Source organism: Rhodococcus sp. IEGM 1366 (assembly GCF_033142425.1).
Taxonomy (GTDB): domain Bacteria; phylum Actinomycetota; class Actinomycetes; order Mycobacteriales; family Mycobacteriaceae; genus Rhodococcus_F; species Rhodococcus_F globerula.
Map to the genome: position 1 here is coordinate 271815 of NZ_JAWLRZ010000009.1, position 12250 is coordinate 284064.

The window sequence follows — 12250 nt, forward strand, 5'->3', positions numbered from 1 at the left end:
CACGGGCTATCGGCACCGAGGCGCAAAATGTTGCACACATCACACAAGTTTTCTGAAATGTCGAGAAGTTTCATCCTTCGAGCAGGTCAACGACCTCGGAGTCGGTCAGCTGATGGAAGTCGTCGAAGGCCGCGCCGACCCCACCGAGTATCGCCGGAACGAAGGGACATATGACGCGGTCGGCCGAATCGGCAAGCAGGCGGATCGATTCCGGTGATGCGACGGGGACGGCAACGATCACTCCCGTTGCACCCTGCGCCCGGGCACATGCCGACGCCACAGCGGCACTCGCTCCCGTCGCCATTCCGTCGTCGACGATGACGGCCGTTCGCCCGCTGAGCGGAACTGCCGGGCGGCCGGCCCGGAGGAGGTGTGCCCGACGCTCGAGTTCTGCTCGCTCGGACTCTTCGACCCGCGCCAGCGCTTGCGGTGATACCCGCTCGGCGGCAATCACGTCGTGGTTGAGTACGCGGGTGTCACCTTCGCCGATGGCACCGAGAGCCAGTTCGGGATTTCGGGGGGAGCCGAGTTTGCGTACTACGAGGATGTCGAGCGGTGCATCCAGCGCCGACGCGACCTCGATCGCGACAGGAACGCCGCCGCGCGGCAGTCCGAGAACGACGGGATCGTGGAGTCGCGCGGCGTCCAGCGACCGGGCGAACATCGCAGCAAGGGCCCGGCCTGCGGCAAATCGGTCTCGGTACTGTGCCATAGCTGTCCTGATTGAGGTGTGACCCCGATACTTTCGACGCTACTCGGTTCTCCCGTCACCGTTCGGTAACTGTGAACCGACGCAGTGAGAGGGCGGGATTCTTTTCGCGGACCTCGTCGATTCGCCTGCGGCTGACCTGCGCGGTCGCCACACCCACCTGCTCGCCGAGAGAGCACAGCACCACACCCATGGGGTCGACGATCATGCTGGCACCGGCGCCGCCGCGGGCGCTTTGATCCGCTGCGGCGATGTACATGGTGTTCTCGATCGCGCGCGCCCGGATCAGCGTGGTCCAGTGGTCTTCCTTCAACGGCCCGGGTACCCACTGCGCCGGTAGGAGCAGGACGTCAGCGCCGGCGTCGACGATCCTGCGGGTGACTTCGGGGAACCGGAGGTCGTAGCAGGTCTGGAGGCCGAAGGTGAAGCCGTCGCACTGAAAGGTCTGTGGGTCCTCGATCTCGCCAGGCGCGATCACTGCCGATTCGAGGTAGCCGAACGCGTCGTAGAGGTGAAGCTTGCGATACGTGGCAACCAATTCGCCGCGCGGGTCCATCGCGACAAGCGTGTTGGAGATCCTGCTCACGTTGGGCAGACGTTCGTTCATTCCGGCGACGACGAAGATCCCGAACTCCGCGGCAATGGCGGACAGCCCGGTTCCGAAGTCTCCGCCGAGGTCCTCGGCGGACTCGATCAGGCGCTCGTCGCTGCGCGGCGGCGTGAACATCGAGTACTCGGGAGCGACCAGTACTTTTGCACCCTGACCAGCGGCATCGGACGCCAGAGTGCGCAGTGACTTCAGGTTCGCCTCCTTGTTCATGTCGGGGGCGAACTGGGCAACGGCAACGACGGTCCGAGAGGGGCTGTTGGCGGCGTCTTCTGTCATGCTTCTTACGCTAGGCGAAACGCCCGGTGAACGCGGATGCACCGGAATAGTTCAGCAGGTCGGTTCTCGTGTCTATACTCCTTCGGCTAAACTGCTGGTCAAATGAGTGATATTGAGCGTGACCCCGAACCCCCAACATTTGCCGACCTCGACATCGATGATCGGGTACTGAAGGCACTGTCTGACGTGGGCTACGAGTCGCCCTCGCCGATCCAGGCTGCCACCATTCCGCCGCTGCTCGAAGGCAAGGACGTCGTCGGACTTGCCCAGACCGGTACCGGTAAGACCGCGGCCTTCGCGGTTCCCGTCCTGTCGCGGATCGACACGTCGATCAAGCAGACGCAGGCACTGGTGCTGGCTCCGACACGTGAGCTCGCGTTGCAGGTTGCCGAGGCATTCGGCAAGTACTCCGCGCACATCCCCGGCCTCAACGTCCTGCCGATCTACGGCGGCCAGAGCTACGGTGTCCAGCTGTCCGGCCTGCGGCGCGGCGCGCACGTTGTGGTCGGTACGCCCGGTCGTGTCATCGACCACCTCGAAAAGGGCACTCTGGACCTGACCAACCTCAAGTACCTCGTTCTCGACGAGGCCGACGAGATGCTCAAGATGGGTTTCCAGGAGGACGTCGAGCGCATCCTCCGCGACACCCCCAGCGAGAAGCAGGTTGCCCTGTTCTCCGCGACGATGCCCGGTTCCATCCGCCGCATCTCGAAGCAGTACCTGAACAACCCGGTCGAGATCACGGTTAAGTCCAAGACCTCGACGGCGTCGAACATCACGCAGCGCTACATCCAGGTCGCGCACCAGCGCAAGCTCGACGCGTTGACCCGTGTCCTCGAGGTCGAGGCCTTCGAGGCGATGATCATCTTCGTCCGCACCAAGCAGGCCACCGAAGAGCTGGCAGAAAAGCTGCGCGCTCGCGGGCACTCCGCTGCCGCCATCAACGGTGACATCGTGCAGACGCAGCGTGAGCGGACCATCGGTCAGCTCAAGAACGGTGCACTCGACATCCTCGTGGCCACCGACGTCGCTGCGCGTGGTCTGGACGTCGACCGCATCTCGCATGTCGTGAACTACGACATCCCGCACGACACCGAGTCCTACGTCCACCGCATCGGCCGTACGGGTCGCGCCGGACGCCAGGGCGACGCGCTGCTGTTCGTCGCTCCGCGTGAGCGTCATCTGCTCAAGTCCATCGAAAAGGCAACCCGCCAGCCGCTGGCCGAGATGCAGTTGCCCAGCGTCGACGACGTGAACGCGCAGCGTGTTTCCAAGTTCGGTGACTCCATCACCGAGAGCCTGGCATCGGAGAACCTGGCGCTGTTCCGCAAGATGATCGAGGACTACGACCAGGAACACGATGTTCCGCTCATCGACATCGCTGCCGCCTTGGCAGTGCAGTCGCGTGACGGCGACGCCTTCCTGCTCGCTCCCGAGCCGCCGGCACCGCCGCGTCGTGAGCGTGAGCCGCGCGAACCGCGTCCGCCGCGCCGATTCGACGACGGTCCGGCTCCGCGTTCGCGTGGACCCGAGGGCCAGGAGTTGGCGGCGTACCGCATCGCGGTCGGTAAGCGTCATCGCGTAGTGCCGGGTGCCATCGTCGGTGCCATCGCCAACGAGGGCGGCTTGCGTCGCAGCGACTTCGGACACATCAGCATTCGTCCCGATCACTCCATCGTGGAGTTGCCGGCAGATCTGTCCAACGAGACCCTCGAGGCTCTGCGACGGACGCGTATCTCCGGCGTCCTGATCCAGTTGCAGCCTGACTTCGGCCCGCCGCAGGGACGCCCGAGCGGCCGCGGTGGTCGTGACGACCGTGGTGGACGCGACAGCCGTGGTGGCGGACGCGATCGCTACGACAGCTGATCTTCTTCTCGAAAACTAACAGGCGCTGCTCCCCGTTCAAGGGGAGCAGCGCCTGTTTTTTTGTAGCCTGTTTCTGTATCAGAGGGTGCTGGGCTCGAGATCGTGGGAATCTTTACTGCCGGTGTTGAATTGGGTTCGGTACAGCTCGGCGTACCGACCGCTGTGAGCGAGCAGTTCGGTGTGCGTTCCGCGCTCGATGATGCGGCCCGCTTCGACAACCAGGATGAGATCGGCCGCGCGAATGGTGGACAGGCGGTGCGCGATCACGACTGCTGTCCGGCCGGCAAGAGCTTCACCGAGTGCTTCCTGAACCGCAGCTTCGGAGGTCGAATCCAGATGGGCGGTGGCTTCGTCGAGGATGACAACGCGAGGTTGGGCGAGCAACAACCGCGCGATGGTCAGGCGTTGACGCTCACCGCCGGATAGTCGATAGCCGCGCTCGCCGACAACCGTGTCGAGTCCTTCCGGCAGTGACGCGACCAGAGCGGTGAGGCGCGCTCGCTCGAGGACCTCGCGGAGTTCGGTCTCGGATGCACCAGGTCGTGCGAGTAGCAGGTTGGACCGGAGACTCTCGTGGAACAGGTGTCCGTCCTGGGTGACCATACCGACGGTTTCGCGAATGGAATCGGCGCTGAGGTCGCGGACGTCGACGCCGGCAAGTTCGACGGAACCCGAATCCACGTCGTAGAGGCGCGGAATCATTTGGGCGATGGTGGATTTACCGGCACCGGATGTTCCGACGAGCGCAACCATCTGGCCGGCTTCGGTGCGGAAGGACAGTTCATGGAGTACGTTCTCGCCGCCGCGGCTGTCGAGAATCGCCACTTCTTCGAGCGATGCGAGGGACACTTTGTCCGCCGACGGATATGCGAACTTCACGTTCTTGAACTCGACGGACACGGGCCCGTCCGGTACAGCGACAGCGTTGGGCTTCTCGGTGATCAACGGCGCGAGATCGAGTATTTCGAAGACTCGCTCGAAACTGACGAGGGCGCTCATGACGTCCATTCGGGCGCTCGCGAGAGCCGTCAGCGGGGAGTACAGCCGAGTCAGCAGCAACGCCATCGAGACAACGGCACCGGCGTCCAACTGCCCGCGCAAGGCGTAGTAGCCGCCGAGGCCGTAGACGAGGGCTAGAGCCAAGGCTGAGACGAGCGTCAGGGCCGTGACGAAAACGGACTGAAGCATGGCCGTCCGCACGCCGATGTTGCGCACGCGTCGGGCACGCACCGCGAACTCGACCGACTCTTGTGTCGGGCGTCCGAACAGTTTGACCAGCGTTGCGCCCGGCGCCGAGAAACGCTCGGTCATCTGGGTGCTCATCACCGAATTATGGTTGGCGGCTTCACGATTGAGAGCCGCCAGCCGGGCACCCATGCGCCTGGCCGGAATCACGAAGATCGGCAGGAGCAGTAGTGCGAGGACGGTGATCTGCCAGGAGATGCCGAGCATGACGATCAGCGTGATCACCAGCGTGACCAGATTGCTGACCACTCCGGACAGGGTGTCACTGAACGCGCGTTGGGCGCCGATGACGTCGTTGTTGAGGCGGCTGACCAAAGCTCCCGTGCGCGTGCGGGTGAAGAACGCGATAGGCATTTTCTGGACGTGGTCGAACACCGTGGTCCGCAGGAGCAAGATCAGGTCTTCGCCGATACTCGCGGAGAGCCAGCGCGTCAGCAGTCCGAGTGCGGCTTCGAGAATCGCCACAATCGCAATCAACACCGCCAGGATGACCACAACCTTGACGGCGTCGCCGCCGACTATCGCGTTGACCACCCGGCCTGCCAGGACCGGTGTTGCGACGGCGAGTGCCGCCGTCACCACGCTCAGAAGGAGGTACCAGCTGAGGTTGCGTTTCTGCGGAATCGCGAACGTCGCGATTCTTTTCAGCGTCGCCTTCGAAAAAGGCCGCTTGTCGTCTTGCGCGTGCATCGCGTTGTACATCGCGTTCCACGCGGTGACTTCCATACTCATGTGTCAGGCCCTTCGGTCGCCGGCCACGAAGATTACGCGGCCGGTACGACACGAAGGTAAAACCTCGAGTGTGCTTGAGGTCAAGCCCACTACTTGGCTACGTCTACCACCACACGCGTGGGGTTCGTCAGCAGCGTCACCGAGAATGGCTGCTTTTCCGTTACGCCGACGAACGACTGTGTGACACCTTCGAAGACCGACGACCCGTTGACTTCGGTGACAACTCCACCAGCGATTCCGGGGACGGGGTTGGGGCCGGAGTACTGTTCCACGCCGCTGTCGAACGGGTAGGCGGAACCGTCGATCAGCACCTGGATTATTGCGCCGCCGGCAATCTCCGTGGGCTTGCCGCTGCCTTCCTGAACAGCCGCGTCGACGTACTTGACGCGCCATCCGGGGGTCCCGGTTCCACCCATCTCGTACACGACGCGGTCGAAGTTCTCGTGCGAGCCGATCCGGACGTCGGTGACGGTCAGCTTCGATTCTGTGACGGCTGCGGCGGTTTTGTCCGAGCTGTCGGTTGGCGCGGGTTCTGCGGCTGCGGCGCTCGTGGTCGCGGAGACCGAGGTGGTGACGGCGGTCGGTGTGGTCTCTGCGGTCTGTGAGCACGCGGTCAGGCCGGCCCCCACGATGATGGCAGCGATGGCGGCAACTGATTTAGTCCGGTTCGTTGTCATGGTTCGATCGTAGGACTCTCGGTCAGTGGCTCTGCGACGGCGTGCGCGGAGTTACCTAACCGATATCGCCGTCGACGTAGAGCCAGCGGCCGTCGATTCGAGCAAATCTGCTGCGCTCGTGGAGGTTTCCGCGTTCGGTCCCGTAGGAGTAGTGGGCGCGGAATTCGACTGTGCCGTCGGAATCGAACAGGCTTCCGCGCTCGGTGGAAAGAATCTCGAGCCCGGTCCAACGCTGGTGCGGGTCCAGATCCAATGTGGCGGGACGGTGATCGGGATGCCAGGTCCGTTTCAGATAGTCGGTGTCCATGAGGGCAAATGCCGTGTACCTCGAGCGCATGAGAGTTTCAGCGGTCGGTGCGGACGCCCCACCCTCGAGATATTTGCCGCAGCAGTCGGCGACGGAATTGCCGGTGCCACACGGGCAGAGTTGGGCGGTAATGGGGCGGCGTGAGGTCACCACCCCATTACAGCACGCGAGCTCAGACCAGCTTGCTTTCGTGGTTGTCCCAGTACGGCTTACGAAGATCTCGTTTGAGGATCTTGCCCGTCGGATTCCTCGGGAGTATCTCGACAATATCGATACTGGTGGGGCACTTGAACTTTGCGAGACGCCCCTGGGTGTACGTGATCAGTTCGGCTTCGGCGATCTGGGTGTCGGCATGCAGGACGACCACGGCTTTGACGGTTTCGCCCCACCGGTTGTCCGGTACGCCGATTACGGCGACTTCGGCGACGGCGGGGTGCTCGACGAGGACTCGTTCGATTTCGGGTGAGTAGACGTTCTCTCCGCCGGTGATGATCATGTCTTTGAGGCGATCTTCGATGAAGACAAATCCCTCGGAATCGGCGCGGCCCATGTCGCCGCTGCGCAGCCAACCGTCCGGTGTGATTGTTTCAGCAGTGGCTTCGGGCTTGTTGAGATATCCCGGCGTGCATTGCTCCGATCGCCACCAGAGTTCTCCGACGGTTCCGGCGGGGGTGTCCTCGAGAGTGACGGGATCGACGATGCGCATCTCGACCCCCGGAATGGCAGTGCCCGCCGATGCCATGCGTTCGACTTGCGATTCGTCGCGGTGGACGTCAGGCATGAGAGCGGTGACAACACCGGCCATTTCGGTCATGCCGTAGACCTGGACGAACTCGGTGTCCGGCCAGGCCGCCAGCGCTCCTCGCAGCAAAGGCAGAGGCATAGGGGCTGCGCCGTAGGTGATGCGTTTGAAGGCGCGGAAGGCGGCGACGGCCTGATCGCCTGCTGCCAGGACACCGGCGATGACGGGTGGCACCAGGAATGCGATGTTTGCGCCTGCGGCGAGGCCGGCGAAGATCGACGGTCCGTCAGCCTCGCGGGTGAAATAACAGCGTCCGCCTGCGTGAATTGCCATGATGGCGTAGCAGGTTCCTCCGACGTGGAACATCGGCATGGCGACCAGGAATATGTCGTCATCGTGTTTCGGTAGGAGTTCGAGGACATTGTTGCTGTGCGCGAACAGGTTTCGGTGAGTGAGTTGAACTCCCTTGGGGCGTCCGGTCGTTCCGGAGCTGTAGAGGATCAGGGCTGTGCTGTCGGCGGTAACTACGGGACGAGTTGCCAACGGCGGGGCTTCGTCGAGCCACGGTTCGAATTCGTCGTTCTCGCTACCGACGGCGATGATCAGTTCGACGGCGGTGAGGCGATCGCGCATGGCAACGACCTGAGGGAGGAGTTCGTTACCGACAAATAGGATGCGTGCCCCGCAGTCGCCAAGGATGTAGTCGAGTTCCTCGCCGGCGAGCCGCCAGTTCGGAATGGCATTTGCCGCCCCGAGTAGTGAAGCGGCATAAGTGATTTCGAGACAGGAGAGATGGTTCTTGTCCAGGAAGGCGACGGTGTCTCCCGGTCCGATCCCGGATTCGGCGAGTGCGCCAGCGATGCGCAGGATGCGACCGTGCCACTGGGCCCACGTATAGGTGGTTTCCTGGAACGTCACGGCCGGTTCTTCGGGTTTGACGCTCGCCCAGTGTTCGAGTTGATCGAAGATGATTGCAGTGGCGGCGTCGGACATCGGACCACCTTTCTCGAGTGATGTGTGTCACAAGGCTAGTGGGCGGTTGGCGTCCGCATGTGTGTTTTCCGTTGACAACTCAGGGGAGTCCCTGTGGAAATCAGGGTGGTCCCTGATAGCGGTGGCGCCGAGTAGACGACAGGATGGAGCAGTGCCAGTTGGCGCCCGCGTGCTGTGGGGTGCTCGATCCACCGAAGAAGTTCCATCGAAGAAGTTCCACCGACGAAGACCCACCGAAGTGAAGACGAAAGGCGATCATGAGTTCGCACGCCCAAGATGTCGCGGCCCGCGCTGTCGGCCTGTCCAAGACGTACGGCACCGGGGATACCCAGGTGCATGCACTCAGCGCTGTATCCGCCGATTTTGCTCGGGGTGAGTTCACGGCGATCATGGGCCCGTCGGGTTCGGGCAAGTCGACGCTGATGCATTGCCTGGCGGGTCTGGATTCGGCGAGTTCCGGTTCGGTGCTCATCGGTGACACCGAATTGACCGGACTGTCGGACAAACAGATGACGGCGCTACGACGCGACCGCATCGGATTCGTTTTTCAGGCGTTCAATCTGGTGCCGACGCTGACGGCACTCGAGAACATCACGTTGCCGCTCGATATCGCGGGGCGCAAGGCCGATCCGGCGTGGTTGGACAATGTACTGACGAAGCTCGGTTTGAAGGACCGCCTGGATCACCGGCCGGGTGAGTTGTCAGGTGGGCAGCAACAGCGTGTTGCGTGTGCGCGGGCTCTAGCCGGTCAGCCCGAGATCATTTTCGGTGATGAGCCAACGGGCAATCTCGATTCGCGTTCCTCCGGTGAGGTTCTGTCGATTCTGCGGTCCGCGGTGGACGAGTTCGGTCAGACCGTGGTGATCGTGACGCATGATCCGCGCGCTGCTGCGTATGCGGATCGCGTCGTATTTCTGGCGGACGGCAAGATTGTCGACGAACTGCGTGAGCCGACGGCCGATTCCGTTCTGGATCGGATGAAGCGTCTGGATGCTCCGCAGGTTCCGGTCAACGTAGAAGCCGGAGCTTGACGATATGGCTTCGATAACCAATTCGCCGATGCGCAAGGTGTCGTTGCGTAACCTGGCGGCGCACAAGGTGCGGTTGGCGCTCACCGTGTTGTCGGTGGTGCTTGGTACGGCGTTTGTCGCCGGGTCGTTTGTGTTCACGGATACGTTGCAGAAGACGTTCGACTCGATTTTCGAGAACACTGCTCAGGGCGTCGACGTCCGGGTGTCGATGCCGGATCGCAACACCAGTGGCGTTCCGATCGAGGATGTCGACAAGCTGGCAGCCATCGACGGAGTTCGTGCCGTGGCACCTGCCGTGAGTGGACAGATCGTTCTGATCAACGCAGACGGTGGTGCCGTGCAAACAGGTGGCGCTCCGAGCATCGGTACGTCGTACTTGCCGGCAGAGCGGGCGATCACACCGCCCGATCCGTACTCGGAAGGTGGCCCACCTGAGGCTGCCGGAGATATCGCATTGAATGCGAGTGCGATGGAGAAAGCGGGTTTGTCGGTCGGTGACCAGGCTCGGATACTGGTGCCGGCGCGAGGAATCGTCGATGTCACGGTGACTGGTATCTACGAGGGGTCCGGTAGTGACACCGGAGGTTTCATCGGAGCGTTGTTCACCGACGAGCAGGCACGCAGCCTGTTCACGGACGGTAAGCATGTCGACTACATCGACGTAGCCGGTACCGGTCTGTCGCAGACCGAGATGCAACAACGGGTGGAGCAGGTCTTCCCGGACTTGCAGGTGCAGACCGGAGACGAGGTCCGTGAGGAGACCAAGGCCGAGGTCGATACCGCGCTCAGCTTCATCAACTACTTCCTGCTGGCGTTCGGCGCTATTGCTCTGTTGGTCGGCACGTTCATCATCTACAACACCTTCTCGATGATCGTGGCGCAGCGGCTGCGTGAATTGGCACTGTTGCGTGCCGTGGGTGCGAGCCGGGCTCAGGTCGGCCGATCCGTCGTCACCGAAGCGCTGATCGTCGGATTGATCGGCAGCGTCATCGGATTGCTGGCCGGTATCGGACTGGCCTACGGTTTGCGCGGGTTGCTCAATGCCTTCGACGTCGGATTGCCGGAGGGCTCGCTGCAGGTCAGCCCACGGACGGTTGTTGTCGCGTTGGTTGTCGGCGTTGTCGTGACGACGCTCAGTGCCTATGCGCCTGCGCGGCGGGCGTCCAAGGTTCCGCCGGTTGCCGCGATGCGCGAGGAGTTCGCTTCTACCGGTGACTCGCTCCGTGTCCGGACGCTGATCGGCGCAATTCTCGGTGTTCTCGGCGTCGTCCTGGTGGTTGTCGGTTCGAGGGGCACCGGTCAGGGGGCGGCGCTGACCGTCGGCGGCGGAGCCTTTGCGCTGATCATCGCAGTTCTGCTCGGTTCTCCTGCGCTGTCGCAGCCCATCGTGGGTGCGCTCGGTGTTGTCTTCGCGAAACCGTTCGGCTCGGTGGGCCGTCTGGCGCGTACCAATGCGGTCCGCAATCCTCGTCGTACCGCGGCCACGGCCTTTGCCCTGACCTTGGGCTTGATGCTGGTGACAGTCATCGGCGTGTTCGGCTCTTCGGCCAAGGCGAGTATCAATGCACTGATCGACGTTGGCGTGACCGCGGATTACATCCTGACGGGTCCCAACGCGGTGGGCGTGCCGCGAGGCGCAGCCGATGCAGTGCGCGCGCTCCCGGATGTGCAGAGTGCAACGTCGCTGCACGGGGTTCGGGCGACCGTGAACGGACAGGACGAGCAGGGCGCGTCGTTGGACGGTCCGATCGACGGGGTGCTCGACTACAACATCGTCGACGGAACTGCCGACCTGTCCGGAAACAACATGATGGTCTCGCAGACCACGTCGACCGACAACGGGTGGACAGTCGGATCGACGCAGACGTTGGTCGGCGCGGACGGGACCCAGTACCCGGTTGTTGTTGCGGGAGTGTTCGAGGACAACCAGCTGATCGGTTCGTGGATCGTCTCGGACGAGGCGTATCAGGCCTTGATGCCGGTAACCAGCCTGCCTGATTTTGCGGTTCTGGTGAAAGCGAAGCCGGGTGCCGATGTGACGGCCTTGCGCGGCGAACTCGAGCAGGCCACGGAAAAGTACGTGGTTGTCCAGGTTCAGGATCGTGAGGAGTTCAAGGGAACCCAAGGGCAGCAGATCAATACGTTGCTTGCGATTTTGTACGGACTCCTGGCGCTGGCGGTGGTGATCGCGATTCTGGGCATCATCAACACCTTGGCTCTTTCGGTTGTGGAACGCCGTCGAGAGATCGGCATGCTGCGGGCGGTCGGTATGCAGCGGGCTCAGATGCGGCGCACGATCTACCTCGAATCCGTTCTCATCGCGGTCTACGGCGCGGCCGTCGGCGTGGTGCTCGGCATCGGATTCGGTTGGGGATTCGTCAGCACGCTCCGGGACCAGGGCCTGGGCGAGATCACGATTCCGTGGGGTCAGGTTGCGTTGATGCTGGTCGGTTCCGGCATCGTCGGTGTGCTCGCGGCACTGTGGCCGGCCAATCGAGCGGCCAAGACGAAGCCGCTGGAGGCGATTGCGGACCTCTAGGCGGCGGAGCCGCACGTGCGCACTTTTGGCTGTTCACGATGCCAAAAGTGCGCACGGGTAGCGTTGCTACCCATGATTACTCTTCAAGAAGTCGGCGATCGTGAATCCTGGCGCTGCTGGCTGTGTGACGAGCCCGTCGACCCCGATATGTCGGTGAACGATCCGCGTGGCCCGAGTGTCGACAGCATCAACACCGCCAAGAAGGGCGGCAAGTCCAAGGGCGGTGTGGAGCGACTCGCACACCGCGCGTGCAACACCAAGAAGGGTGCTGTCAAACCTGTTGTGGCGTGGCCGGATCGGTTGTTCGTGGTTGATCCCGCGCCGATCATCGGTGTTGTGGAGCAACTCGAACGTAAAGGTGGCCGGGTCGCGGTTGCACGCTGCCCCGGCAAGGACGACGCCCAGGACGCGTCGGAGTGGTTGCTCGATCGGCTCTCGCGATTGGCCCCGGATCTGAACGTCGAAACGAGCATCGACCCAGCTGGTGGTGGGTTCCTTTTGGTTTTGAAAACCGTGTAGTCGG

At 62.9% G+C, this 12250-nt stretch carries 10 protein-coding genes; 4 read left to right on the forward strand and 6 right to left on the reverse strand.

What is annotated here, in order from left to right; translation table 11 throughout:
• Positions 1-70: 70 nt before the first annotated feature.
• The gene (locus tag R4P64_RS27385) at positions 71-712 is read right to left on the reverse strand and encodes a phosphoribosyltransferase (protein WP_045069571.1); all 642 of its coding nucleotides are present in this window, start codon (positions 710-712) and stop codon (positions 71-73) included.
• Between the two features lie 55 nt (positions 713-767).
• Positions 768-1595, reverse strand: coding sequence for a carbon-nitrogen hydrolase family protein (locus tag R4P64_RS27390; RefSeq protein WP_092807304.1), 828 nt, complete (start codon positions 1593-1595; stop codon positions 768-770).
• A 102-nt stretch (positions 1596-1697) separates the two neighbouring features.
• Between R4P64_RS27390 and R4P64_RS27395 the strand changes: the two genes are divergently transcribed.
• A complete protein-coding gene (locus tag R4P64_RS27395) occupies positions 1698-3461 on the forward strand; it encodes a DEAD/DEAH box helicase (protein ID WP_033236729.1) in 1764 nt (587 codons plus the stop codon).
• A gap of 78 nt (positions 3462-3539) precedes the next feature.
• Here the strand turns inward: R4P64_RS27395 and R4P64_RS27400 are convergent, their stop codons facing one another.
• The 4 genes from R4P64_RS27400 to R4P64_RS27415 form a co-directional block, all read right to left on the reverse strand.
• Positions 3540-5438 (reverse strand): ABC transporter ATP-binding protein, encoded by a 1899-nt coding sequence (locus R4P64_RS27400; protein ID WP_033236730.1) that lies wholly within the window; start codon positions 5436-5438, stop codon positions 3540-3542.
• An 89-nt stretch (positions 5439-5527) separates the two neighbouring features.
• A complete protein-coding gene (locus R4P64_RS27405) occupies positions 5528-6115 on the reverse strand; it encodes a hypothetical protein (RefSeq protein ID WP_317823401.1) in 588 nt (195 codons plus the stop codon).
• A 55-nt stretch (positions 6116-6170) separates the two neighbouring features.
• Positions 6171-6572 carry a YchJ family protein gene (locus R4P64_RS27410; RefSeq protein WP_033236749.1) on the reverse strand — a complete coding sequence of 134 codons (402 nt, stop codon included), beginning with the start codon at positions 6570-6572 and terminating at the stop codon, positions 6171-6173.
• Between the two features lie 22 nt (positions 6573-6594).
• Positions 6595-8157: a long-chain-fatty-acid--CoA ligase gene (locus R4P64_RS27415; RefSeq protein WP_172937462.1), complete on the reverse strand. Its 1563-nt coding sequence runs from the start codon at positions 8155-8157 to the stop codon at positions 6595-6597.
• A 257-nt stretch (positions 8158-8414) separates the two neighbouring features.
• On the opposite strand from R4P64_RS27415, the gene R4P64_RS27420 reads away from it, so the two are divergent.
• The 3 genes from R4P64_RS27420 to R4P64_RS27430 all read left to right on the forward strand — a co-directional run bounded on the left by R4P64_RS27420 (position 8415) and on the right by R4P64_RS27430 (position 12246).
• Positions 8415-9188, forward strand: a complete 774-nt coding sequence (locus R4P64_RS27420; protein WP_033236733.1) for an ABC transporter ATP-binding protein — start codon at positions 8415-8417, stop codon at positions 9186-9188.
• 4 nt (positions 9189-9192) lie between these two features.
• Positions 9193-11727 carry an ABC transporter permease gene (locus tag R4P64_RS27425; protein WP_033236734.1) on the forward strand — a complete coding sequence of 845 codons (2535 nt, stop codon included), beginning with the start codon at positions 9193-9195 and terminating at the stop codon, positions 11725-11727.
• 72 nt (positions 11728-11799) lie between these two features.
• Entirely contained in the window at positions 11800-12246 is a 447-nt protein-coding gene (locus R4P64_RS27430) for a hypothetical protein (RefSeq protein ID WP_045069580.1), read from the forward strand.
• The last annotated feature ends 4 nt before the right edge of the window (positions 12247-12250 follow it).